Annotated in this window: 16 protein-coding genes and 1 pseudogene; 8 read left to right on the top strand and 9 right to left on the bottom strand. The window is 70.6% G+C overall.

The window, feature by feature from the left end; translation table 11 throughout:
- Nucleotides 1-5: 5 nt before the first annotated feature.
- Together QA802_RS35470 and QA802_RS35465 are read left to right on the top strand one after the other, a co-directional pair.
- Nucleotides 6-1832 carry an AMP-dependent synthetase/ligase gene (locus QA802_RS35470; protein WP_334535073.1) on the top strand — a complete coding sequence of 609 codons (1827 nt, stop codon included), beginning with the start codon at nucleotides 6-8 and terminating at the stop codon, nucleotides 1830-1832.
- A 204-nt stretch (nucleotides 1833-2036) separates the two neighbouring features.
- On the top strand, nucleotides 2037-2828 hold the full coding sequence (locus QA802_RS35465) for an aldo/keto reductase (RefSeq protein ID WP_334531571.1): 792 nt from the start codon (nucleotides 2037-2039) through the stop codon (nucleotides 2826-2828).
- A 62-nt stretch (nucleotides 2829-2890) separates the two neighbouring features.
- Here QA802_RS35465 and QA802_RS35460 read toward each other — a convergent pair whose 3' ends face one another.
- The 5 genes and pseudogenes from QA802_RS35460 to QA802_RS35440 form a co-directional block, all read right to left on the bottom strand.
- Nucleotides 2891-3592: an SDR family oxidoreductase gene (locus QA802_RS35460; RefSeq protein WP_334531569.1), complete on the bottom strand. Its 702-nt coding sequence runs from the start codon at nucleotides 3590-3592 to the stop codon at nucleotides 2891-2893.
- Nucleotides 3593-3876: 284 nt separating this feature from the next.
- A pseudogene (locus QA802_RS35455) lies at nucleotides 3877-4779 on the bottom strand (RNA-guided endonuclease InsQ/TnpB family protein); the annotation flags it as partial.
- Between the two features lie 120 nt (nucleotides 4780-4899).
- On the bottom strand, nucleotides 4900-5838 hold the full coding sequence (locus tag QA802_RS35450; RefSeq protein ID WP_334531566.1) for a class I SAM-dependent methyltransferase: 939 nt from the start codon (nucleotides 5836-5838) through the stop codon (nucleotides 4900-4902).
- A gap of 309 nt (nucleotides 5839-6147) precedes the next feature.
- Nucleotides 6148-7878 (bottom strand): glycoside hydrolase family 6 protein, encoded by a 1731-nt coding sequence (locus tag QA802_RS35445; RefSeq protein ID WP_334531563.1) that lies wholly within the window; start codon nucleotides 7876-7878, stop codon nucleotides 6148-6150.
- 61 nt (nucleotides 7879-7939) lie between these two features.
- Nucleotides 7940-9451 (bottom strand): cellulase family glycosylhydrolase, encoded by a 1512-nt coding sequence (locus QA802_RS35440; protein WP_334531560.1) that lies wholly within the window; start codon nucleotides 9449-9451, stop codon nucleotides 7940-7942.
- A gap of 264 nt (nucleotides 9452-9715) precedes the next feature.
- Here QA802_RS35440 and QA802_RS35435 point away from each other — a divergent pair, with 264 nt between their 5' ends.
- Nucleotides 9716-12631 (top strand): glycoside hydrolase family 48 protein, encoded by a 2916-nt coding sequence (locus QA802_RS35435; protein WP_334531557.1) that lies wholly within the window; start codon nucleotides 9716-9718, stop codon nucleotides 12629-12631.
- Nucleotides 12632-13025: 394 nt separating this feature from the next.
- Nucleotides 13026-15695, top strand: a complete 2670-nt coding sequence (locus QA802_RS35430) for a cellulose binding domain-containing protein (protein ID WP_334531555.1) — start codon at nucleotides 13026-13028, stop codon at nucleotides 15693-15695.
- A 186-nt stretch (nucleotides 15696-15881) separates the two neighbouring features.
- Here the strand turns inward: QA802_RS35430 and QA802_RS35425 are convergent, their stop codons facing one another.
- The 3 genes from QA802_RS35425 to QA802_RS35415 all read right to left on the bottom strand — a co-directional run bounded on the left by QA802_RS35425 (nucleotide 15882) and on the right by QA802_RS35415 (nucleotide 19404).
- Nucleotides 15882-17741, bottom strand: coding sequence for a rhamnogalacturonan lyase (locus tag QA802_RS35425; protein WP_443042313.1), 1860 nt, complete (start codon nucleotides 17739-17741; stop codon nucleotides 15882-15884).
- A 519-nt stretch (nucleotides 17742-18260) separates the two neighbouring features.
- A complete protein-coding gene (locus QA802_RS35420) occupies nucleotides 18261-19073 on the bottom strand; it encodes a class I SAM-dependent methyltransferase (RefSeq protein WP_334531552.1) in 813 nt (270 codons plus the stop codon).
- A 28-nt stretch (nucleotides 19074-19101) separates the two neighbouring features.
- On the bottom strand, nucleotides 19102-19404 hold the full coding sequence (locus QA802_RS35415; protein WP_334531549.1) for a 4a-hydroxytetrahydrobiopterin dehydratase: 303 nt from the start codon (nucleotides 19402-19404) through the stop codon (nucleotides 19102-19104).
- A 179-nt stretch (nucleotides 19405-19583) separates the two neighbouring features.
- On the opposite strand from QA802_RS35415, the gene QA802_RS35410 reads away from it, so the two are divergent.
- The 4 genes from QA802_RS35410 to QA802_RS35395 all read left to right on the top strand — a co-directional run bounded on the left by QA802_RS35410 (nucleotide 19584) and on the right by QA802_RS35395 (nucleotide 24128).
- Nucleotides 19584-20471: a helix-turn-helix domain-containing protein gene (locus QA802_RS35410; RefSeq protein ID WP_334531546.1), complete on the top strand. Its 888-nt coding sequence runs from the start codon at nucleotides 19584-19586 to the stop codon at nucleotides 20469-20471.
- A 254-nt stretch (nucleotides 20472-20725) separates the two neighbouring features.
- Entirely contained in the window at nucleotides 20726-21589 is an 864-nt protein-coding gene (locus tag QA802_RS35405) for a Sco1979 family transcriptional regulator (protein WP_334531543.1), read from the top strand.
- A 224-nt stretch (nucleotides 21590-21813) separates the two neighbouring features.
- Nucleotides 21814-23676: a right-handed parallel beta-helix repeat-containing protein gene (locus QA802_RS35400; RefSeq protein ID WP_334531541.1), complete on the top strand. Its 1863-nt coding sequence runs from the start codon at nucleotides 21814-21816 to the stop codon at nucleotides 23674-23676.
- Nucleotides 23673-24128: a hypothetical protein gene (locus QA802_RS35395; RefSeq protein WP_334531538.1), complete on the top strand. Its 456-nt coding sequence runs from the start codon at nucleotides 23673-23675 to the stop codon at nucleotides 24126-24128. The genes QA802_RS35400 and QA802_RS35395 overlap by 4 nt, the downstream gene beginning before the upstream one ends.
- A gap of 120 nt (nucleotides 24129-24248) precedes the next feature.
- Here QA802_RS35395 and QA802_RS35390 read toward each other — a convergent pair whose 3' ends face one another.
- Entirely contained in the window at nucleotides 24249-24677 is a 429-nt protein-coding gene (locus QA802_RS35390; protein ID WP_319170345.1) for an OsmC family protein, read from the bottom strand.
- Nucleotides 24678-24916 lie beyond the last annotated feature (239 nt).

The following is a 24916-nucleotide window of genomic DNA, read 5'->3' as shown; positions in this document are numbered from 1 at the left end:
GAAGTTTGCGGGAGTTCACCAACCCTGCGTTGGCGCTGCCACCGCCGGTCGGCGGCCTGGCCGACGTCGTCTTCCAGCACGCCCAGGACGACCCGCACTACATCGCGCTCGGCCGCAAGGACGAGCGCGGCGAATGGCGCGACGTCACCTCCGCCGAGTTCCGCGACGAGGTCCTCGCCCTGGCCAAAGGCCTCCTCGCCGGGGGCATCCGGTTCGGCGACCGCGTCGCGATCATGTCCCGCACCCGCTACGAGTGGACCCTGTTCGACTACGCCCTGTGGACCATCGGCGCCCAGGTGGTGCCGGTCTACCCTTCCTCGTCCGCCGAGCAGTGCTTCTGGATGCTCTACGACGCCGAGTGCACCGCCGCCGTCGTCGAGCACGAGGACCACGCGATGACGATCGCCACCGTCATCGACCGCCTCCCGCAGCTGCGACAGCTGTGGCAGCTGGACTCGGGCTGCGTGCAGGAGCTGTACGACGCGGGCGCGGCCATCGAGGACGACGTGGTCCACCGGCACCGGGAGGCGGTCACCCCCGACTCGACCGCGACGATCATCTACACCTCCGGGACCACCGGCCGGCCCAAGGGCTGCGTCGTCTCGCACGGCAACTTCATGTTCGAGGCGGACACCGTCATCGAACGCTGGGAGCCGGTGTTCCACTCCAGGAAAGGGGACGAGGCGGCGACCCTGCTGTTCCTGCCCCTGGCGCACGTCTTCGGGCGGATGGTGCAGATCGCCGCGATCCGCGGCAGGGTCCGCTTCGGCCACCAGCCGCAGCTCAACGCGGCCGCGCTGCTCCCCGACCTGCAGGCGTTCCGCCCGACGTTCTTCCTGGCCGTGCCCTACATCTTCGAGAAGGTGTTCGGCTCCGCCCGGCGCAAGGCGGAACGGGAAGGCAGGGCGGGGCCGTTCGAGAAGGCCGTCGACGTGGCCGTGCACTACGCCGAGGCGATCGAGGCGAAGGCCTGGGGCACCGGACCGGGGCCGTCGGCCGGGCTGCGCATGCAGCACCAGCTGTTCGACAAGCTCGTCTACTCCAAGCTGCGCGCGGCCATGGGCGGCCGGGTGCGGCAGGCGATGTCCGGCGGCTCGGCCATGGACCGCAGACTCGGCCTCTTCTTCGCCGGCGCGGGCGTGCAGATCTACGAGGGCTACGGCCTGACGGAAACGACAGCGGCGGCGACCGCGAACCCGCCCGGGCGCACCCGGTACGGCACAGTCGGCCAGCCCATCCCCGGCATGACCGTGCACATCGCGGACGACGGCGAGATCTGGCTGCGCGGCGACAACGTCTTCCAGGGGTACCTCAACAACCCCAAGGCCACCGACGAGGCGCTGCACGACGGCTGGCTGGCCACCGGCGACCTCGGTGCCCTGGACGAGGACGGGTATCTCACCATCACCGGCCGCAAGAAGGAGATCCTGGTCACCTCCGGGGGCAAGAGCGTCGCGCCCGGGCTGCTGGAGGAGCGGGTGCGCGACCACCCCCTGGTCCACCAGTGCCTCCTGGTGGGCAACGACCGGCCGTTCGTGGCCGCCCTGATCACGCTCGACCACGAGGCCGTCGAACACTGGCTGGAGATGCGCGACAAGCCGCAGATGACACCCGCGGAGCTGGTCCACGACGCCGACCTGGAGGCAGAGGTGCGCCGCGCGGTGGTGGCCGCCAACACGCTGGTCTCGAAAGCGGAGTCGATCCGCACGTTCCGCATCCTCGGCCAGCCCTTCAGCGAGGAACACGGGCTGCTGACCCCGTCACTGAAACTGAAGCGCAAGGCGATCGAGAACGCTTACGCGGACGAGGTCGAGGCGCTGTACAACTCCTGAGCCTGCGACGTCCCCGGGACTCCTGAGTCGGAGGGGGCCTCAGGACTTGGACGGGCGGGGAGCGGGTACCGGAGGGGGAGGAACACCTGGAATGCATCGACCGTCGTGATCGTTGACGATGGCTGTACCCCTTGACGGACAACCGAAGGATCAAGAGCTCGTGAGCAGCAAGGTCCCCCGATCATCCTCAACAACGGCGTCGAGATGCCCCAGCTGGGCTTCGGGGTCTGGCAGGTGCCGGACGACGAGGCGGAGCAGGCGGTCACCACCGCACTGGAGGCCGGGTACCGCAGCATCGACACAGCGGCGATCTACGGCAACGAGGAGGGCACCGGCAAGGCCCTCGCCGCCTCCGGCGTGCCCCGCCGGGACGTCTTCGTCACCACGAAGCTCTGGAACGCCGACCAGGGACACGACGCGACGCTGCGCGCCTTCGACGCTTCCCTGGCAAAGCTCGGCCTGGACTACGTGGACCTGTACCTGATCCACTGGCCGCGGCCGGCCCGCGGTCAGTACGTCGACACGTACAAGGCCTTCGAGAAGCTCCTCGCCGACGGCCGCGTCAAGGCGATCGGCGTGTCGAACTTCCTGCCGGAGCACCTCGAGCGGTTGATCGACGAGACGTCGGTCGTGCCGGCCGTCAACCAGATCGAGCTGCACCCGCATCTGCAGCAGCAGGAGTCCCGCGCGTTCCACGCGGATCGGGGCATCGCCACCGAGGCCTGGTCCCCGCTCGGCCAGGGCAAGGGCCTGCTCGAGGTCCCGGCGGTGGTGGCCATCGCCCGCAAGCACGACCGCACGCCGGCCCAGGTGGTGCTGCGCTGGCACCTCCAGCTCGGCAACGTGGTGATCCCGAAGTCCGTGACGCCGTCGCGGATCAAGGAGAACATCGACGTGTTCGACTTCAGCCTGGACACCGAGGACCTCGCGGCGATCAGCGCCCTGAACGAGGATCGTCGCATCGGTCCGGACCCGGCCACGTTCGACGTCGGCTGACGGTCCCCACTCGCATCGAGGGCGCCCCCGCCCGGGGCGCCCTCGGCGCGTCGCGCGGCTCGTCAGTTGGGCTGCCCGATCGGCCGGACGACGACGGTGTTGACGTCGACTCCGGCGGGCTGCCGCAGGGCCCACACGACGGAGTCGGCGATCTGGTCCGCGGTCAGCAGATGGCCGGGCGGCAGGCTGCCGTAGCTGTCCCAGAACGGGGTCTCCACCCGGCCGGGCGCGACCAGCGTCACGCCGACGCCCCACTCGGTGACCTGGCGGCGAGTGTTCTCCGCAAGTCCGGTAACCGCGTACTTGGTCGCGCCGTACAGGTTGCCCGGGGTGGGCACGAAGCCGGCGACGCTGCCGACCAGCACGATCCGTCCCCGGGTCTCCTTCAGCGCGTCGATCGACGCCCGGATGAGCAGCGCGGGCCCGAGGACGTTGGTCAGCACCATCTCGGTCCACCCGGCCGGGTCGCCCTCGGCGACCGAGTCATGGGTGGCGGTCCCCGCGTTGGCGACGACCGCGTCCAGTCGACCGTAGGCGTCGAGGGTACGGTCCACCGCCGACCGTACGCTGTCGTAGTCGGCGGCGTTCCCGGCGAACGTCGACAGGGCCTTCGGGTCGCCGAGGTCCGCGGCGAACGCGCGCAGCCGCTCCTCGCCCCGGCCGGTGACGGCGACCCGGTGCCCGAGGTCCAGCAGTTGCCGTGCAACTGCGGCCCCGATGCCGCTGCCGCCGCCGGTGATCAGTGTGACCGGAGAGTCGGTCATGGCTTCCCCTGTGTTCCGTGTTCGGTGTTCGGTGTTCGGTGTCGGTGCACCGCGGGGAGTCCATCAGCTGGAGCGCTCTCGAAGTCAAGTGCCCTCACAGACAGGGCAGTAGGCGCAGAGGCAGCGGCGCACCTCCGTCACGCCTAGTGCCGTGCCCGCCGACCGCCCGCGCGCACGCCTCGACGGCGGCAGCCGGGTCCGACCGGCGCGTCCCGCACGGGCTTTGACATGCTCCTCGGGCTGAAGCCCGAGGATTCCGGCCGTCCCTACGGGGTGCCGTGCCGCTATGCGGCACAGATTCCTGTAGGGATTCCGTGGCTTCCTGTTTCTTCGCGCTGTGCCGGGACGAGTCCCGCGTCTTACCCGCGCTCCGCAGGCTGTCACCGCCGGTCCGGCGGCCTGTTTCACGTTCTGTGCAGCGTTCACGTCGCGGTCGTGGACGGTCCCGCAGGCGGGGCAGGTCCACTCGCGCACGTCGAGGGGTTTGGGACCGTCACTATGGCCGCAGGCGGAGCAGACCTGGCCGGTCGGCTCGAACCGGTCGATCTTGACGAAGGTGCGACCGTACCGCTCCGCCTTGTACGCGAGCGTGGCCGTGAACTGTGACCAGCCCGCGTCGTGCACGCTCTTGGCCGGCCTCGTGCGCGCCAGTGCCCTGACCGCCAGGTCCTCCACCGCGACCGCTTGGTTCTCGCGGATCAGCTTCGTGGAGAGCTGGTGGTGGAACTCGCGGCGCGCGTCGGCGACCTTCGCGTGCGCCCGGGCGACCCTCCCTCTCGCTTTCTCGCGGTTCTTCGACCCCTTCCGCTTGCGGGCGAGGTCCTTCTGCGCCTTCTTCAGCTTCTTCTCCGCCCGGCGCAGAAACCGCGGGGAGCCGACCTTCGTACCGTCGGAGAGGACCGCGAAACGGGTCAGCCCCAGGTCGACACCGACGCTCTGGGCGGTGGCGGGCATCACGGCGGCATCGGCGTCCGGATCGGTGTCGACGACGAGGACGCGAAGGACCGTCCGGCTGCGTCCTTGATCACGGTGACCGAGGACGGCACCGCGGGCAGGGCTCGGGACCATGACACCGCCACCGCGCCGATCTCCGGCAGCAGCAGCTTCCCGCCCTCGGTGATCTTCCAGCGTGCGTTCGCGGTGAACCGCACCGCCTGACGGGCGTCCCTGCGGGAGCGGAAACCCGGCCGTGCCGGTGCTTGCCGCCGACGCCCGGCCGCCCGCCGGCCCGCTCAGCGCCCCGGCCCACCCGCCGCACACCGATCTCCCGTCACCGATGACCGATCACCGATGACCGGATTGCGTCGTCAGACCGCCCGTACGGCGGTGTGCACGGTGTGGGCGGCGAGCACGAAGACATCGGCCCGGCGGTGCACACTCGCCTCGTCGTCCGGGTCGAGGAGGCGGTCGACGGTGGCGCGGTCGACGGGGTCGAGCTCCTCGCCGAATCCTTCCCGCAGCCGGGACAGGCTCTCCGCGACGTAGGTGCGGGCCCGGTCGGAGGCGGGCGCGGGCAGATCCAGCAGGAAGCTGCGGCTGCGGCTGCGCCTCAGGCCCACGGCGCCGAGCAACGCCGCCCAGTCCTCCGTCTCAGCCACGGAGCCCGGCAGGTCGGCCCGCATCCGCGCGAACCGCTCCGCCTCCAGCGCGTCGAGCCGTGCCTCGAGGCCCGGTCGCCCGAAGCCCAGGTCGCGCGGCAGGAACCGGGTCGGCAGTCCGCCCTCCATGATCGCCAGCGTTCCGCCGGGCCCGAGGCGCTGCGCGAAGGCGGACAGGGCGGCGCGCTGGTCGCCCAGGTGATGCAGGCTGCGCCCGGCCCACAGCAGGTTGGCCGGGTAGTCCAACTCATCCAGTACGCCGGGCAGTTCACCGGCCAGGGTGCCGAACCGGTCGGCGTATCCGAGTCGGGCCGCCCGTTCCCCGGCCCGCCGGAGCAGCGGCTCGGAGCTGTCGACCGCCAGGACGCGCGCCCCGGGGAAGGTCTCGGCGAACAGACAGGAGACGACCCCGGGACCGCTGCCCGCGTCCACGATCAGGCCGGGCTCGGTCACCTCCTTCCCGAGCCAGGACAGGGCCCGCTCGTAGAGAGGGGTGAAGAGTTCGGCCTGCGCCTCCAGATACGGCGCCAGCTCGGCCCAGTCGATGTCGGTGCGGTGACAGTTGCCGTTGCCATTGCCATGGCTGTGCGGTTGGCCGTCGCCGTGCGTGTCCTGGTCGGCGTGGGATGCGTGCGGGTGGTGCGCCATGGTGGTCAGCCTCTCGTCCGGTGTGCCGTCAGCGTGCGCCGACGCACCGGAGGAGGGCCACTTCTGTTGCCGGGACGGCAAAAAGACGGGCGCGGACGGCAAGCCGCTCCGCACCCGTTTCCGCACCCGTTTTCTGTGCCCGTTTCTGCGCCTGTCCTCTCCACCCGTTTCCGCGTCCTGGAACGGCTGGACTGGCCCGCCCGGCCGTCGGGACAATGATCCGCCGGGGCCCGGCCCGGGAGGGCCGACCGCCCGACGGATCACGTTTCACCCCTGTTTCACGGTCGTGCGGATCCGCTCACCGGCCGCCTACAGCGCGGGGTAAGCGTTCTGCATCAGCTGCTGGAACTGGGCCGAGAACCAGTGTCCGGACAGCGGTGCGTTCGCCAGGGAGCCCGACATGCTGTTGCCGTTGCGGGGGTTGCCCGTGTACGTCGGGTCGCACATCCGGTCGAAGCCCTTGCCCTCGTCGTTGGCGATGGCGGAGCTGGAACCGTCGGACTCGCCCGGCGGCTTCATCCAGACGTAGGCGTCGATCCCGGCAGCCGGAGCGGCCTTCGGGCGCTCGCCGAGTCCGGCGCCGGACTGGTTGCACCAGTTGCCGACGTGGATCCGACGGTCGTAACGTCCGCCGTTCACATAGGTGTCCACGCTGGTCGTGGCGCCCGGGCCGGCGGGCCGGGCGGAGCCGCCCCAGCCGTTGCGGGAGGTGTCGATCAGCATGCCGATGTTGGACCGGAAGCCGGTCGTGACCAGCTGGTTGCGGAACGCCTGGGCGTACGACAGCTCATCGGTGTACCGGTTCCAGTCCACCCACTTGGACTCACGGACCGACTTGCCGGCCACCGAGTCGTTGATGGTGAAGTTGTTCTCCTTCAGGGCACTGTAGTTCGCCGTGTTGGTGATGAAGCCGTGCACGTCGTCGACGGTCGCGCCCTCGGCGTTCGCGGCCTGGAACATGATCTCGGCGGAGGCGGCGAAGTTGTCGTCCCAGCCGAGCCAGCCGTGGTGACCGGCGTCGATGTAGTTGTAGACGTTGGGAATGGCGCCGAGCTTGTTCAGCGCGTAGCCGACGCCCTTCACGTAGTTGCCGTTGGCCTTCATAACGTCGCAGGTCGGGGTGGCGGTCGGCCGGCTGCCCGTGTTGGTGACGAGGTTGGGCAGCGAGTCGATCTCGACGGTGGTGACGATCCGCAGCCCCGCGTACTTGCTGTCGGACAGGATCGCCGCGATCGGGTCGATGAACTGCGTCTTGTACTTGTCGATCTCCGTCGGGCCGAGCTCGCCGTTGGAGGCGAGGGCGGAGCAGTCACGCCCGGGGAGGTCGTAGACGACCAGCTGGACGACCTCTTCGCCGCTGCCCTTCTGTGCGAGGGCCGCGTCCAGGTGGGCGCGCAGCCCCATGTGGCCGCCTGCGCCGTTGATGGCGGCGATGCGGTCGAGCCAGACACCGGTGGGCTGGCTGGAGATACGGCTGCCGCCCGGCTCGGCGGCGGCGTTCGCCGACCATTCGGGGTTCACGTACACCTTGGCGCCGGCGTAGGGGTTGTCGACCCTGTTGGAGGGGCCGGGGTCGGTGGGGCCGGGGTCCGTCGGACCGGGGTCGGTGGGACCGGTCCCGCCGTCCACGTTGCAGGTGGCCCCGTCGAGGGTGAACGAGGTCGGCACGGCGTTGCTGCCGCTGTAGGTGCCCTGGAACCCGAAGCTGACCGAACCGCCGGTCGCCAGCGTCCCGTTGTAGGTCTCATTGGCGGCGGTGACGGCCGTACCGGCCTGGGTGACCTTCGCGTTCCAGGCGTTGGTGACCTTCTGGCTGCCGGCGTACGACCACTTGACCGCCCAACTCGACTTGGCAGCCGAGTTGTTGGTGACGGTGACGGCGGCGGTGAAACCGCTTCCCCAGTCGTTCTGCACCTTGTAGTCGACGCTGCACGGGACGGCGGCGAGCCCCGAGTCACCGGGGACCACGGCGAGTGCCGTCCCCGAGGCGCCGGCGACCAGCGCCAGCGCGGCGAGTACCGCTGTTCTGCTACGGCTCATGAGTGCGGGTTTCCTTCGTGGTCGAGGGTGTTGTCCGTTCTGCTGTTCTGCCGGGTGGCGCCTATCCGTCGAGTGCGCGCAGATGGTCGCGCAGTCCGATGCCGTACGCCGTGGGCGTCCCGTCGTAGGCGGAGATGAGGGACGGACCGGTGGAGCAGTCCCACGCGTTCCAGGTCCAGCCCAGGTACGACAGGCCGCGATCGTCGAACCACTTCATGACGCGGTCGACGAAACCATGTGAGCAGGTGTTCTCGCCGATCTCCCCGGCCACCAGCGGCACCTGGGCGGCCACGGGGGCGAGGGTGGAGTTCCAACAGTTCTCGTTGGCACAGGAGTTGAAGTTGTAGACGTGGTACGCGGCGGCGAGATTGCCGGTGGGGTCGGTGGGCTTGTGGGTCAGCCACTGACCGAGGTCGTTGGAGTAGGCGATCCCGCCGGCCAGGATCACGTTCTTGGCCCCGGTCGCCCGTACGGAGTCGACGAGGTCCTGCATGCCGGCGACCTCGTAGCCGATGCCGGGGCAGGTCCCGCCGTCCCGCCAGCACTGCCACGCCTGGGCGGTCGTGGCGGTGGCGCGGTCCGGGTAGGGCTCGTTGAACAGGTCGAAGACCACGCTCTGGTCGTTCTTGAAGACGTTGGCGACCGACGTCCAGAACGACGGCGTGTACTGCATGTCGGGCATCGGCTTCTGGCAGCCGGCGTGCACGTCGGAACAGCCGGCCGAGTTGCCCGTGTACTGGCCGTACGTCCAGTGCAGTTCGACGATCGGCGTCATGCCGTGCGCCTTGACGCGGGCGACCAGGTCCTTCACGGCGTTGACGTAGGTGGCGCCGCGGTATGCGGGGTCGATGTTCGAAAGACCCAGCCAGCACTCCTCGTTGAGCGGAATGCGGACGGTGCCGACGTGCCAGGCGGCGATCGCCGCGATGGCTGCGTCGTCGACCGGTCCGTCCCAGATGCCGCGCCCCTGCACGCACATGAACTCGCCGCCGGAGCGGTTCACGCCGAGCAGCCGGCGGGTGTTTCCGGCGGCGTCCACGAGCTTGTTGCCCAAGACGTGCAGGGCGGGCGGCTCGTCACCGGTGCCGGGCGGGACGGTCGAGGGCGGTGCGGTGGGGGTCGGCGTGGAGGTGGGTGTAGGGGTGGGTGTGGGGTCGGTGCCGGCGTTGCAGGTCGTGCCGTTGAGCCGGAAGGTGGTCGGTACGGCGTTCGCCCCCGCCTTCGAGGCGATGAATCCCGCGCTGACGCTCGCGCCCGTGCCCAGGGAGCCGTTCCAGCTCTCGTTCGCGGCGGTGACCGTCGTCCCGGACTGGGACCACTTGGCGTTCCAGCCCTGGGTGACCTTCTGGCCGCCCGCGAAATCGAAGGCAAGACTCCAACTGCTCACGGCCGCCGCGTTGTTGGTGATCTTCACGGCGCCCTGGAAACCGGTGTCCCACTGGCTGGTGACCGAGTACTCCACCGTGCAGGCAGGCGCCGCTCCTTGCGCCGTGACGACCGGTAACAGGGCACCCGCGACAAGGGCGCTCGTGCCGGCCACGGCTAAAAGTACTGAACGCGGGGGGTGACGCATGAGCGACTCCTTGCAGCTCAGGCGCGTCGTGACAGACGCGTCGACTGATGGAACCGCTCCCACTGGTGTCTCGAAGTTAGCGCCAAGTGGAGGCAAAGAACAATGGGAGTGACTGACTTTCCCTCAACTCCCGACATCGAATCTTTTCGACTCTTCAAACATCTTGACCGCCTTCACCCGCATCCCCACTATGGGAGCGCTCCCACTGGTTCAAGGCTTGTTGCTCCTCCCCCACTCCCCGAGCCGCAAGGAGGAACCAGCACCATGAAACCCTCACGCAGACGCCGCGGGGCGCGGCGCCTGTGGACCGCCGCCGTGGCGGCCCTCGCGCTCCCCCTCGCCATGCTGAGCACGAGCACGACGCCCGCCCAGGCGGCCGCGCTTCAGTGCAGCGTCGACTACAAGACCAACGACTGGGGCTCCGGGTTCACCGCCGACCTGACCCTCACCAACCGCGGTACCGACCCGATCAGCGGCTGGGCCCTGACGTACTCCTACGCCGGCAACCAGAAGCTGTCGAACGGCTGGAACGGCAGCTGGTCGCAGTCCGGTCAGCAGATCACCGTGAACAACGCCACCTACAACGGGACGATCGCTCCCGGCGCCGCGGTCGGCACGGGCGCGCAGTTCACCTACAGCGGCGCGAACGCCGCTCCCACGAACTTCGCGGTCAACGGCACTCCTTGCGCCGGCGCGCACCAGCCGCCGGTCACGGTGCTGACCAGCCCGACCGCGGGCGCCGTCTACACCCAGGGCGGCGCGGTGCCGCTCCAGGCGACCGCCGCCGCCGCCGACAACGCGACCATCACCAAGATCGAGTTCTACGACGACACGACACTGCTGGGCACGGACACCAGCGCGCCGTACACCCTGTCCGCCTCGGGGCTGTCCGTCGGCAACCACTCCCTGGTCGCCAAGGCCTACGACAGCCTGGGCGCGTCGGCGTCGTCCACACCGGTCGGCATCACGGTCGCCTCCGGGCCCGCCGTGGTCGCCTCCACCACCCAACTGGCCGTCCAGCAGGGCAAGACGGGCACGTTCACGCTGAAGCTGTCGACCCAGCCCTCGGCCAACGTGACCGTCACGACCGCCCGAACCGCCGGCAACACGGGCCTGACGGTGACCGGCGGCGCGAGCCTGACCTTCACCCCGTCGAACTGGAACACCGCCCAGAACGTGACCATCACCGCCAACGCCTCCGGCACGGGCGCCGCGACCTTCGAGTCGACGGCCACCGGACACGCGAAGGCGACGGTCACGGCCACCGAGATCGCCGGGACAAAGGCGTACGACGCCCGCTTCCTCGACCTCTACGGCAAGATCACCAACCCGGCGAACGGCTACTTCTCCCCCGAGGGCATCCCGTACCACTCGGTCGAGACGCTGATCGTCGAAGCCCCGGACCAGGGCCACGAGACCACGTCCGAGGCCTACAGCTACCTGCTGTGGCTGCAGGCGATGTACGGGAAGATCACCGGCGACTGGACCAAGTTCAACGGCGCCTGGGACATCATGGAGAAGTACATGATCCCCACCCACGCCGACCAGCCGACGAACTCCTTCTACAACGCCTCCAAGCCGGCCACCTACGCACCCGAGCTGGACACGCCGAACGAGTATCCGGCGAAGCTGGACACCGGGGTGTCCGTGGGGTCGGATCCGATCGCGGGCGAACTGAAGTCCGCGTACGGCACGGACGACGTCTACGGCATGCACTGGCTGCAGGACGTGGACAACACCTACGGCTACGGCAACTCGCCCGGCAAGTGCGAGGCGGGCCCGACCGACACCGGTCCGTCGTACATCAACACCTTCCAGCGCGGCGCGCAGGAATCGGTGTGGGAAACGGTTCCGCAACCGACTTGCGACGCCTTCAAGTACGGCGGCAAGAACGGTTACCTGGACCTCTTCACCGGTGACGCCTCCTACGCCAAGCAGTGGAAGTTCACCAACGCCCCCGACGCCGACGCACGCGTCGTGCAGGCCGCGTACTGGGCGGACATCTGGGCCAAGGCCCAGGGCAAGGGCAGCGCCGTCTCCGCGGCCGTCGGCAAGGCGGCGAAGATGGGCGACTACCTGCGCTACGCGATGTACGACAAGTACTTCAAGAAGATCGGCAACTGCGTCGGACCGACCGCCTGCCCGGCCGGCACCGGCAAGGACGCCTCGCACTACCTGCTGTCCTGGTACTACGCCTGGGGCGGCGCGACCGACACCAGCGCCGGCTGGGCGTGGCGCATCGGCTCCAGTCACACCCACGGCGGCTACCAGAACCCCCTGGCCGCCTACGCGCTCAGCAGCTATGCCGACCTGAAGCCCAAGTCGGCGACGGGCCAGGCGGACTGGGCGAAGTCGCTCACCCGGCAGCTGGAGTTCTACCGCTGGCTGCAGTCCAGCGAGGGCGCCATCGCGGGCGGCGCGACGAACAGCTGGGCGGGCCGCTACGCGACTCCCCCGGCCGGCACGTCGACCTTCTACGGCATGTACTACGACCAGCAGCCCGTCTACCACGACCCGCCGTCCAACCAGTGGTTCGGCTTCCAGGCGTGGTCGATGGAGCGGGTGGCCGAGTACTACCAGCAGACGGGGAACGCGAGCGCGAAGGCGGTCCTCGACAAGTGGGTCGACTGGGCGCTGTCCAAGACCACGATCAACCCGGACGGCACCTTCCGGATCCCCTCCACGCTCCAGTGGTCGGGTCAGCCCGACACCTGGAACGCGTCAAGTCCGGGCGCAAACAACGGACTTCATGTCACCGTCGCCGATTACACCGACGACGTCGGCGTGGCCGCCGCGTACGCCAAGACGCTGACGTACTACGCCGCCAAGTCCGGTGACACGGAGGCGAAGACGACGGCGAAGGCGCTCCTGGACGGCATGTGGTCCCACAACCAGGACGCCCTCGGCATCGCGGTCCCGGAGACCCGCGCCGACTACAACCGCTTCGACGACGGCGTGTACGTCCCGAGCGGCTTCAGCGGCACGATGCCGAACGGCGACACGATCAGCTCCTCCTCGACCTTCGCCTCGCTGCGATCGTTCTACAAGAACGACCCGGCCTGGTCGAAGATCGAGAGCTATCTCGCGGGCGGCGCCGCGCCCGTGTTCACGTACCACCGCTTCTGGGCCCAGGCGGACATCGCCCTGGCCATGGGCTCGTACGCGGAGCTTCTCGAATAAACCCCCGCTGAGCGCTCCGCGGGTCGGGCGGTGTTCGGCTGCGGGCCGGACGTGGCCGGTCGCGCAGTTCCCCGCGCCCCCTGGTCGCCCCTTCGGGGCCCCGGGGCGCGGGGGGCACCGCTCCCCCGCGGAACCGCTCGAGGCTTCGCGTACGTGGCTCCGTCACCGGACGACGGGGCCCTGGCCGGGCGGCCCCCACCCGCACAGGGGGCCGCCCGGCAATCGCACGTCCCGCCGCCTCCCGGCGCGTCCCCGCCGGCAACCCCGGTTCCCGGGCGACGGCACCCACCGCACCCACCGCCCCCACGGCGACCGCGCCCTGGGCGACCGCACGTCCCGCACCTCCCCCCGCACCGTCCCCTCCCATGGCATTTCGCGAGGAAGGACCCCCACCGTGCGAAGAACCCGCATCCTCACGGCCGTACTGGCGCTCGCCGCCGGTCTGATCGCGGGCAGCCCGCCCGTGCTGGCCGCGGACGGCAGCCCGAAGACGGCACTGGCCGCCGAGTCGTACAGCTGGAAGAACGCCCGGATCGACGGTGGCGGCTTCGTGCCGGGCATCGTCTTCAACCGCAAGGAGAAGAACCTCGCCTACGCGCGCACCGACATCGGCGGCGCGTACCGCTGGCAGGAGTCGAGCAAGACGTGGACGCCGTTGCTGGACTCGGTCGGCTGGACGGACTGGGGGCACACCGGCGTGGTGAGCCTGGCCTCCGACTCCGTCGACCCGAACAAGGTGTACGCGGCGGTCGGCACCTACACCAACAGCTGGGATCCGGGGAACGGGGCGGTGCTGCGCTCCGCCGACCGGGGCGCCGCCTGGCAGAAGACGGACCTGCCCTTCAAGCTGGGCGGGAACATGCCGGGCCGGGGCATGGGCGAGCGGCTCGCCGTCGACCCGAACCGCAACAGCGTGCTGTACCTGGGCGCGCCGAGCGGCAAGGGCCTGTGGCGGTCGACGGACTCGGGCGTCTCGTGGTCGCAGGTGGCGAACTTCCCCAACGTCGGCAACTACCAGCAGGATCCGACCGACACGAGCGGGTACGCGTCCGACAACCAGGGCATCGTCTGGGTCACCTTCGACGAGTCGACGGGCACGTCCGGCACCGCCACCAAGACGATCTACGTCGGGGTGGCGGACAAGGACAACGCGGTGTACCGCTCGACGGACGCCGGCGCGACCTGGTCGCGGCTGGCCGGGCAGCCGACGGGATATCTGGCGCACAAGGGCGTCCTGGACGCCGTCAACGGCTACCTGTACCTGGCCTACAGTGACAAGGGCGGGCCGTACGACGGCGGCAAGGGCCGGTTGTGGCGCTATGCGACGGCCACCGGGACCTGGACGGACGTCTCCCCGGTGGCGGAGGCCGACACCTACTACGGCTTCAGCGGACTGACGATCGACCGGCAGAAGCCGGGCACCGTCATGGCCACCGCCTACAGCGCCTGGTGGCCGGACACCCAGATCTTCCGTTCCACGAACAGCGGCGGAGCCTGGACGAAGGCCTGGGACTACACCTCGTACCCCAACCGCTCCAACCGCTTCACGATGGACGTCTCCTCGTCGCCGTGGCTGACCTGGGGCGCGAATCCGTCGCCGCCGGAGCAGGCGCCCAAACTCGGCTGGATGACCGAGGCGTTGGAGATCGACCCGTTCAACTCCAGCCGCATGATGTACGGGACGGGCGCGACCATCTACGGCACGGAGAACCTCGCCAACTGGGACAGCGGCGGCCAGTTCACCGTCAAGCCGATGGTGCGGGGACTGGAGGAGACGGCGGTCAACGACCTCGCCTCTCCCCCGACCGGCGCCCCGCTGCTGAGCGCGCTCGGTGACATCGGCGGCTTCCGCCACACGGACCTGACGCAGGTGCCGTCGATGATGTTCACCTCCCCGAACTTCACGACGACGACGAGCCTGGACTTCGCCGAGACGAACCCCGGCACCGTGGTGCGGGTCGGCAATCTCGACTCGGGGCCGCATGTGGCGTTCTCGACGGACAACGGGGCCAACTGGTTCGCGGGAACCGACCCTTCGGGTGTCAGCGGCGGCGGCACGGTCGCCGCGTCCGCGGACGGCAGCCGCTTCGTGTGGAGTCCGGAGGGCACCGGCGTGCAGTACGCCACCGGGTTCGGCACCTCCTGGTCGGCGTCGAGCGGTATCCCCGCCGGGGCGGTCGTCGAATCCGACCGGGTCGACGCCAGAACCTTCTACGGCTTCAAGTCCGGCAAGTTCTACGTGAGTTCGGACGGCGGCGCGACGTTCACCGCGTCCGCCGCGAGCGGTCTGCCGAGCGGCGACAGCGTGCGGTTCAAGGCGCTGCCCGGCGGCAAGGGCGACGTCTGGCTGGCCGGCGGGGCGAGCGACGGGGCGTACGGCCTGTGGCACTCCACCGACTCCGGAGCCACCTTCACCAAGCTGTCGTCCGTGCAGCAGGCCGACACGATCGGCTTCGGCAAGGCGGCCGCGGGCGCCTCGTACCAGACGCTCTACACCAGCGCGAAGATCGCCGGGGTCCGTGGCGTCTTCCGTTCGACGGACAAGGGAGTCACCTGGACGCGCATCAACGACGACGCCCATCAGTGGGGTTGGACCGGCGCGGCCATCACCGGCGACCCGCGGGTGTACGGGCGGGTGTACGTCTCGACCAACGGCCGGGGGGTGATCTACGGCGACACCTCCGACACCGGCGGCGGTGACGGGGGCGGGGACGGCGGCACGGACCCGACGCCCACGCCGACGGGCGCCTGTGCGGTGAAATACACGATCACCAACCAGTGGTCGGGCGGGTTCCAGGCGGACGTCAAGCTCACCAACACCGGCACGAGCGCCTGGTCCGGCTGGAGCCTCAACTGGACGTTCACAGGCGGGCAGAGCATCTCCCAGCTGTGGAACGCCGACCACACCCAGTCAGGTTCGACGGTGACGGCGAAGAACATCGCCTGGAACGGCAACGTGGCCGCCGGCTCGTCCGTCAGCTTCGGCTTCACGGGCAGTTGGTCGGGCACGAACACCGAACCGACGGCGTTCAGACTGGGCGACCGGAGCTGCGCGGTGGGGTGAGCCGCGCAGCGGGCGACCGGACGATGTCGTTCAGCACCACGGCCCCCTTTTCGCTCGTACCTCGCGTGGTCGGCCGACCATCACGTTCTACGGGAACGTGCCGAAGGCCCTGAACCGAACCCGCTTGACGCACGAGCGTGAGGAGGCGGCTCCGCCCGGACCGGGCGGGGCCGCCTCAGCTCTTCGTCAGGGCGTGTAGACCGCCGGCCTGGGCGCGGTGGCCATGCCGTCGCCGAGGAAGAAGCTCGGGTGCGGCGGCTGGTTGTAGGCGGTGTTCTGCCAGGCCAGACCGGTGCGGTACATCGTGTCGTGCAGCAGGGTCGTGATCCGCGTGCTCGTCTCGTACGGCGTCGAGTAGACGCGCAGGGCCCGGTTGTCGCTGGTCGGCCAGACGACCTCCTCACGCCAGTCGCCGAGGATGTCCCCCGACAGGGACGGGGTCGCCTTGGTGCTGTTGTTGGAGTGGACGCCGGAGCCGGTCAGCAGCCGGGTGTCCGAGGACGGCCCGTACTTGTCGATGCGGGTGCCGTCGAGGAGTTCGCGGACGGGATCGGCGTCCCACCAGGAGAGGAAGTTGACGGAGGACGGCTCCCGCCCCTTGGTCGCGCCCGCCTCGTCGCGGATCGAACTGTCGGATGCCGACCAGACTTCGGCGCCGGCGTTGCCCGCCCAGATGTCGCCGGCGACTCCGCGGCCGTTGTCGCAGCAGGCCGCCAGCTTCCAGTTCACGGTTCCCTTCGCCGGGTCGATGTACAGCTCGGCGGGCTGACCGGCAGATTCCGAGACCTTGAAGTACTCCAGGCCAGCGTGTGAGGGGTCTAGGTCGCCCAGGTGCTGGGCGTCGCCGTGCCCGGTCTTCGTCGTCCACAGTCCGCTGCCGTTGTCGTCCACCGCCATCGCGCCGTAGACGATCTCGTCCTTGCCGTCGCCGTCGACGTCGCCGACGGAGAGGCTGTGCGAGCCCTGGCCGTCGTACCCCTTGCCGGTGTTGGACGAGGAGTTGGTGTCGAAGGTCCAGCGGCGGGTGAAAGCGCCGCCGCGCCAGTCCCAGGCCGCGATCACGGTACGCGTGTAGTAACCGCGTGCCATGATCAGTGACGGGCGGGCACCGTCCAGGTAAGCGGTTCCGGCAAGAAAACGGTCGACGCGGTTTCCGTACGAGTCGCCCCAGGACGAGACCGTGCCCCGCGCCGGGACGTAGCCGACGGACTGCATCGCCCGCCCGGTCCGGCCGTTGAACATGGTCAGGTACTCGGGGCCGGTCAGCACGTACCCGCTGGAGTTGCGGTGGTCTGCGGAGGCACTGCCGATCACCGTGCCGCCGCCGTCGACGGTGCCGTCGGAGGTCTTCACAGCGACCTCGGCCTGACGGTCGCCGTCGTAGTCGTAGACCTGGAACTGCGTGTAGTGGGCGCCGGAACGGATGTTGCGGCCCAGGTCGATCCGCCACAGGCGGGTCCCGTCGAGCTTGACTCCGTCGAGAAACGTGTTTCCGGTGTAGCCCGACTGGGAGTTGTCCTTCGCGTTCGTCGGCTGCCACTTCAGGACGATGTCCAGCGCGCCGTCGCCGTCCAGATCGCCGACGGAGGCGTCGTTGGCCTCGTAGGTGTAGGCCACGCCGTCGGGGGTGGTGCCGCCGGCCGGCGGCGTGAGCGGAACGTCCTTGTAGCCGGTGCGCAACTGCACGGCGTGGACGGAGTCGGCCTGTTCGACGCCGCCCACGATCGCGCGGACCGTGTAGTCGGCCTGTGCGGGGGCGCCTGCGTGGAAGTAGTTCGTGGAGCCGGTGACCGGCGTGGCGTTCACCTTCGTGCCGGCCCGGTACACATTGAAGGAAACCGTGTCGGAATCGGTTCCGAGCCAGCGCCAGCTGACCAGGTTTCCGCTGTCGGTGTGCACGCTCACGACGCCCCGGTCGAGGGCCTCGACCTGACGAGCGGTCGCGGCCAGGGGGGCTGCTCCCGCGCGCGTGAGCTCGAGTGCGGGGGACGCGCCGGTGCCGAGGGCGGTCGGTCCGGCGCCCACCAGGACCGCGGCGCAGGCCAGCGCGGTGAGGACAGCCCTGCGTCTGCGGTGCCGGCGCGGACGGGACTGCGGCGACTGCTCCCGCGGTGATCGCGGTGTTCGCGGTGTTCGCGGCTGCCGAGGGGGGTGCGGGTGCGGCTGCTGCACGAGACGTACCTCCTGAGAGGGACGGACGGGTTCCGCTCTCTCAGTCGCCGCCGCGGTCGGCCGAGTTGCCGGGTCGGGCGGTTGGGTTCAGGCGCACGCCGTCCGGACCGGCCTTGCTCCTGGAGCACGGGTGGACAGACCGGGAAGAAAGCGGCTTCCGAAACGAACGCGCCCGGCAACAGGCCTGGAAGCGGCTTCCGAAACGATCGTGGCGGGGCAACAGGCCGGGAAGCGGTTCCCGCAACGAAACTGCCCGGCAACAGGCCTGGAAGCGGCTTCCGAAACGACCGTGGCGGGGCAACAGGCCAGGAAGCGGTTCCCGCAACGAAACTGCCCGGCAACAGGCCGGAAAGCGGTTCCCGCATTGCCCGCCGGGCAGGCGGGCAGCCTGGTTCAGACGTCCTGCGGGCCCGGGTGGCACCCCGCCGGCGAGTGCGCCGACGCCCGCGCCGGCAACTGGCCTGGAAGCGGCTTCCGAAACGCTCTCAGGGCGAACACGGGATCCGGGCGGGGCCGGTCCTGGTCGGGCAGGGCGGCGAGCCGCGCGGCGAAACCGTCGGCCAGCGGGTGTCCGGGCGGCAGCGTGACGAACCAGCCGCGTCGCAGGTCGGCGATGGCCCGGCGCGGGCTGCGGCCCTGCCCTCGGCCGGGAAAGCAGGCCTGCCCAGCGGGGACCAGGCCGGAGGCGACGGCGTACGACTCCACGAGCGCGGCGGCGTCCGAGGCCGGCCGAGGGGGACGTGAGGCCAGCACGACATCGATGTCGCTGCCCACGTTGTGCGACGCGCCCTTGTCGACCGTGGTGACGTACACCCCGCCCGGACGCAGTACCCGGGCGCACTCGGCGACGATCCGCCGCGCGTCAGCCGGGTCCTCCACGAGGTGCAGCAGCCAGACACTGCTGACGGCGTCGAATCGTTCCGCGCCGAAGGGGAGCCGGCGGGCGTCGGCGAGGACCACCGCGCCCGGCAGCCGGGCGGCGGCGTGGCCGGCCATGGCCGGGGCCCGGTCCACGCCCGTCACGCGCAGGCCGGCCCGTGCGTCGGCGAGCCGCCGGGTGACGATGCCGGTGCCGCACGCGACGTCCAGCAGGCTGCGCGCCCCGCCCGGCACCAGGCCGAGGACGCCGTCCGCCGCCGCGGCGGCCCGGGGCTCGCCGCCACGCAGGGTGTCGTAGCGTTCGGCTTCCTTGTCGTAGTCCAGCACCGCCCGCCCCCCTCGCCGGCCGCGCGGGTCAGTGCGCCCCGTGCGCGGGGGCCACGGCCTCCACGCGGCGGGCGAGCTCGACGTCCAGGCCTGTGACGGCGCCACCCGCACTATGGGTGTGCACGCTCAGCGACACGGTGTTGTAGCCGAGAGTGAGGTCGGAGTGGTGGTTGAGCTCCTCCTGGATCTGTGCGACATGGATGACCAGGGAGGTCGCGGCGAAATGCGAGTCGAGCCGGTAGGCGCGGGTGAGACGGCCGTCGTCCAGGGACCAGCCTGGCAGCTCGCCCAGACGCTCCTCGATCTCGCTCGGCGACAGCGGTTCGGCCATGGCCGGCTCCCTTCGTGGGTGTCGCGTACCTGTCCAGCGTGCCACAGGAATGCCGGGACGGCCCTGGTCAGCGGGGCTACCCGGGGATCACGACGATCCGGGGTGCCGTCGCCGGCCCGTCGCGCCGATCCGTCCGGCCAGGTGAGTGCGCTCCCTGTGGGTGAACTACGGTCGTGAGCATGACCGTAGCCGCGACCGGTACAGACGCCACCGCCGCATCCACCACCCCCAGCGCATCCTCCGCATCCGCCACCCCCGCCGCATCCGCCGTCCCCGTCGGCGCGGGCGGTGGCGTGGGCCCGTTGCTGCGGGCCTGGCGGGAACGGCGCCGGATGAGTCAGCTGGAGCTGGCGCTGCGCGCCGACTCCTCGGCCCGGCACATCAGCTTCGTCGAGACGGGTCGTTCCCGGCCGAGCGAGGACATGGTGCTGCGGCTGGCCGAGCAGCTCGAGGTGCCCGTGCGTGAGCGCAACGCCCTGCTGCTGGCGGCCGGTTACGCACCGCGTTTCCCGCAGACCCCGCTGGACGACCCGGCGCTGGAGGCGCTGCGCTCTGGCCTGGAACGGCTGATCCAGGGTTACGAGCCGTATCCGGCGCTGGTCATGGACGCCCGCTACGACGTGGTGGCGGCCAACCGGGGCATCGCGATGCTGCTGGAGGGCGTGCCGGAGTCCCTGTTGGCGCCGCCGCTGAACGCCATGCGTCTCACCCTGCACCCGCAGGGCCTCGCGCCGCGCATCCGCAATCTGCCCGAGTGGCGCGGTCACCTGCTCGCGCAGATGGAACGCCAGATCGCCCTGTACCGCTCGGGGCCGCTGCGGGAGCTGTACGAGGAGGTGGCCGCCTATCCGGTCGCGCAGACCGGGTCGCCCGCGGAACCGAGCGAGCCCGTCCCCTATTTCGCGCTGCCGATGCTGATCGAGCACGAGGGGCGGGTTCTCTCCTTCATCTCTTCGGTCGCCACTTTCAACACTCCCATGGACGTGACGGTCGCCGAGCTCGCCATCGAGACGTTCCTGCCCGCCGACCCGGCGACGGCCAAGTACCTGCACGGCCTGATCGACTGACGCACAGCCGGCCCTCGCCCCCGATCCAGCCCTGGTCCGGCGCTGATCCATCCCCGATCAGTCCCCGATCCGTCCCCGATCCGTCCCCGATCAGTCCCCGATCCGTCCCCGATCCGTCCCCGATCCGTCCCCGATCCATCCTCGATCAGTCGCCGATCCGTCCCCGATTGAATGCCCTGCTCCGCTACCCGTGAGATCGCGGCCTGGACGTGACACACTGGCCCGCGTGCCTCGACACGCAGGGGAGACGTGGGGTGAGTGAGCGACGGCCCGCGCCCACGGTGGGCCAGGTGGTACTCGGCAGGCGGCTGCAGGAACTGCGCGAGGCGGCAAGCCTCAGCCGCGACGAGGCGGCCCGTGCGCTGCGCGTCGCCCCGGCGACCGTACGGCGCATGGAGACGGCCGACGTCGCACTGAAAGTCCCGTACGTGCAGGTCCTGCTGGAGGAGTACGGCGTCCCCCGGGACGAGGCGGAGGCGTTCGTCTCGCTCACCGAGGAGGCGAACCGTCCCGGCTGGTGGCAGCGCTACCACGACGTCCTGCCGGAGTGGTTCAGCCTCTACGTGAGCCTGGAGGGCGCCGCACGGCTGATCCGTTCGTACGAGCCGCACTTCGTACCCGGCCTTCTGCAGACGCAGGCCTACGCGGCCGCGGTCCTGGAGGCGGGGACCGTCGGGCGCACGGCGCCGGACTCCCTCGAGCGGCATGTGGCCCTGCGCATGGCACGCCAGCGGCTGTTGGAGAGCGCCGACCCGCCCCGTCTGTGGGTGGTGATGGACGAGACGGTGCTGCGCCGCCCGGTGAGCGTCGACGCCGCCGTGATGTCCGAACAGCTGGACAAGCTGGTGGAGTTCGCCGAACGGGACCGGGTCACGCTGCAGGTCTCCGAGTTCGTGGCGGGCCCGCATCCCGGGACGTCGGCGCCGTTCTCGCTGTTCCGTTTCGGCGAGCCCGAGCTGCCCGACATGGTCGTCACCGAGTATCTGACCGGCGCGCTCTACCTCGACGACCGCATGGAGGTCTCCGCCCACCTGGAGGTCCTCGACCACATGACGACGCACGCCGCGTCCGCGGAGGACACCAAGCAGATCCTGCGGGACGCCCGCGACGACCTCTGACCCGGCCGGCCGGGAGCCGCTTTCCGGGAAGAGATCCGGCCGGGATCCGGGGCCTTGCGGCAGGTTCGGTGAAGGCCTCTTGCCGCACACCCGGCACCGCAGTCCCGCTCGGGTAGCATCGGTGACGGACAGTCAACAGCGTTGCACGGGCGATCAACAGTGCTGCACGGTGCTGCGCGGGGGTCGACGGTGGTGCTCGGGCGGGCGCTTCGGGGGAGGCGGGCATGGTCAGGAAGTACGTCGTCTCTCCGGGCGGTCGTCGCGGCGCGCATCCCGACATCGGGTCCGCGCTGCGAGCCGCGGCCGCGCGCGGCCGTGCCGCGCGGATCGAGATCGCGCCCGGCCAGTACGAGGAGCAGCTCACGGTCCACGGCGAGGTCGAGCTGGTGGCGGCCGGCGAACCCGGTTCCGTGGTGGTGAGCCGGCCGCGGGGCACCGTACTGACCGCGTTCGGGTCGGTGGTGGTCCGCGGCCTCGTACTGACCGGGCGGGACGCCGACGCCGGAGTCGTCCACTGCCGAGGCGGATCGCTCGCCCTCGACCGCGTGGAGGTGCGGGCGCACAACGGGGTGTGCGTGCACGTGTCGCCGGGCGCCTCCGCCACGCTGACGGACAGCGGGTTCCGGTTCGGCCGCACCGTGTTCACCGGCGCGGCCGGAGTCGTCGAGCGGTGCCGGTTCGCCGCTGCGGCCGACAACGCGGTCGCGGTGATCGAGAGCGCCCGGGTCACGATCCGGGACAGCCGGGTCGACGGCGCCCGGATCCACGGCGTGCGCGTCAGCGACGCCTGGGCGCAGCTCACCGGCTGCGAGATCACCGGCACCGAGCGTGCGGCCGTGATCGCGGACACGCAGGCGGAGTTGACCGTCGAGGGCTGCCGGATCGAAGGCGTGCACGGGCCGGCGCTCCAGTTCGTCGAGCAGTCCAGGGGCGCCGTCCGCGGCACCCGGGTCCGCGACGCCGAGAACGGGATCCTGGTGGCGAGCGGCGCCGACCCGCAGGTGCGGAACTGCGTGTTCACCGGCTGCCGCGACACGGGCATTCACGTCCAGGACGCGGGCCGGGGCGCCTTCGAGGACTGCGAGGTCGTCGACGCGGGCAACGTCGGGGTGCTGTCGACGCGGGGCGGTGCTCCGCAGATGAGCGGCTGCCGCGTCTCGGGCGGCAATGTGGGCATCGCCGTCACCGACCACGCCAGAGGCCGGTTCACCGGGTGCCTGGTGCGCGACCTGACCGGCGTCGGGCTGCGGGTCTTGGACGAGAGCAAGGCCGTGTTCGAGGACAGCCGCGTCGAGCGTTGCCCGTTCGGCCTGGACACCAAGGGCAACGGCGGCACCACGGCCGAGCTCACCGGCGTGGCCTTCGCCGACTTCGACATGATCGCCGTGGCCGCCGTCGGCCAGTCCCGGGTGACGCTCAGGGCTGCCGTCGCCGAGCGCGGGCTGCTGGGCTTCGGCGCGGGCGAGGAGGCCCAACTGCACCTGCACGACTGCACCGTCACCGGAGTGGAGACCGGCGGGGCCCTGGCGTTCGGGACGGCACGGCTCGTCGCCCGGAACCTCACCGTGACGGGGGCGCAGTCGTACGGACTGTGCGGGACGGGCTCCGCGTTCGTGGACGTCGCCGGCAGCCGTTTCGAGGACTGCGCGGCAACGGGCCTGCGCTTCGACGAGTCGTGCGGCGGCCGGCTGGTGGACTGTTCCGTGACCGGGACGTCAAAGACCGCGGTGCAGCACACCGGGCGCGTCCAGCTGGTCTCGTTGCGTACGACGCTGCCGGTCAAGGAGATCACCGAGCCCGCTCCGCCGCCGACGATCGTGAACAACTACCACGGCCCCGTCTTCGTGGAGGCCGTGCACAGCGCCCAGTTGGCGTGGGGCAACACCAACGTCGCCCAGCAGCAGACACTTCAGGGCCGACCGGACGACCGGGGCGAGCAGACCGGTGACGCCGGTCATGCCGGCGTCGATCGACCCCGACGCGCCCCTACCGCGCCCGCTTCCCCCCATGCCTCCGCTTCCCCCACCTCCCCCCACGACCCCACTGCCCCCAACGCCCCCACCGACCCGGACGGAGCCAGCCGGTGAACGAACCGAACAACGCCCATGACCCGGACACCGCGAAGATGCCGAACAACCCGCAGCAGGTGAACAACTACGACGGGCCGGTGTTCAACAAGGGTGTCTCGAACGCCCAGTTCGCCTGGAACAACGAGACGGTCACCCAGAACCAGCAGATCAACGACGGCTCGGTCGCGCCCGGTTACGAGGCGCTCGCGGCGATGGTGAGCGAACTGCTCCGGCAGCTGCCCGAGGCGGGCCTCGCCGACCGCGACCGTACGGACGCCGCGACGGCGGCCGAGGAGGTCATCGCGGAGATCACCGGCTCGGACTCCCCCGAGCCCGGCCGCGTCCGCCGTGCGGTCACGACGCTCAAGGGGGCCCTGGCCCCCGTGGCGACCGGGCTGGCGGCGGGCACGGCGGTGGGAGCGCAGGAGTGGGCCCAGTCGGCGATCAGGGGTTTGACCGGCCTCGTCTGAAGCGCGTGGCGGGCCGGGGCCGCCTCGCGGGGCGCGCGCGGGCCGTCCGTCGGGAGCGGCCCGGCGCGCCCGGCGAGGGCGGCCGGTCAGGCGAACTCTGCCGGTCAGGCGAGCTGCCGGTCAGGCGAGCTTGGCCGACAGCGTGATCGGGACGGCCTTCAGGGCCTGGCTGACGGGGCAGTTGACCTTGGCCTGCTCGGCGGCGGCGAGGAACGCGTCCTCGTCGAGACCGGGCACCGTGCCCTCCACGGTCAGGTGGATGCCGGTGATGCCCTCGCCCGGCTGGAAGGTCACGTCGGCCGAGGTGACGAGCTTGGCGGGCGGCGTGCCCGCACCGGCCAGGGCGTGCGAGAAAGCCATGGAGAAGCAGCTGGAGTGGGCTGCCGCGATCAGCTCCTCGGGACTGGTCTTGCCGTTCGCCTCCTGGGTACGGGCGGCCCACGTCACGGGCTGCTGGCCGATGGCACCGGAGGAGTCGAAGGTCACGACCCCGTTGCCCTCGAGCAGGTTGCCTTCCCAGACGGTGTGTGCGGAGCGCGTGGTGGCCACGGATATTCCTTTCGCATGGGGATCCCGGTGGACGGGATCGCATACCCGTATCCGATCACACTCCGCCTCGCCGTACCCGCAACACCGGCCCTCGAGCCGTGCACGGCAGCCGGCGGCCCGGCGGAGCCGGGGAGGCGTGCCCGCGTCGCGCCCCGCGGGACGCCGCACCAGCCGTCGGTGACCACCGGCTCGGGCGCGCCGGGAGGGAGGCCGTCGGAGGGAAGTCGTCCCTCGCGGCG

The organism is Streptomyces sp. B21-105 (genome assembly GCF_036898465.1).
Taxonomy (GTDB): domain Bacteria; phylum Actinomycetota; class Actinomycetes; order Streptomycetales; family Streptomycetaceae; genus Streptomyces.
Note: the sequence above shows the minus strand (reverse complement) of the source record. Positions and strands in the feature narration are given on the sequence as shown.

Coding starts and splice junctions, on each gene's coding strand:
- QA802_RS35465 (WP_334531571.1), top strand. CDS start 2,037: ATGCCCCAGCTGGGCTTCGGGGTCTGGCAGGTGCCGGACGACGAGGCG.
- QA802_RS35460 (WP_334531569.1), bottom strand. CDS start 3,592: ATGACCGACTCTCCGGTCACACTGATCACCGGCGGCGGCAGCGGCATC.
- QA802_RS35450 (WP_334531566.1), bottom strand. CDS start 5,838: ATGGCGCACCACCCGCACGCATCCCACGCCGACCAGGACACGCACGGC.
- QA802_RS35445 (WP_334531563.1), bottom strand. CDS start 7,878: ATGAGCCGTAGCAGAACAGCGGTACTCGCCGCGCTGGCGCTGGTCGCC.
- QA802_RS35440 (WP_334531560.1), bottom strand. CDS start 9,451: ATGCGTCACCCCCCGCGTTCAGTACTTTTAGCCGTGGCCGGCACGAGC.
- QA802_RS35435 (WP_334531557.1), top strand. CDS start 9,716: ATGAAACCCTCACGCAGACGCCGCGGGGCGCGGCGCCTGTGGACCGCC.
- QA802_RS35415 (WP_334531549.1), bottom strand. CDS start 19,404: ATGGCCGAACCGCTGTCGCCGAGCGAGATCGAGGAGCGTCTGGGCGAG.
- QA802_RS35410 (WP_334531546.1), top strand. CDS start 19,584: ATGACCGTAGCCGCGACCGGTACAGACGCCACCGCCGCATCCACCACC.
- QA802_RS35400 (WP_334531541.1), top strand. CDS start 21,814: ATGGTCAGGAAGTACGTCGTCTCTCCGGGCGGTCGTCGCGGCGCGCAT.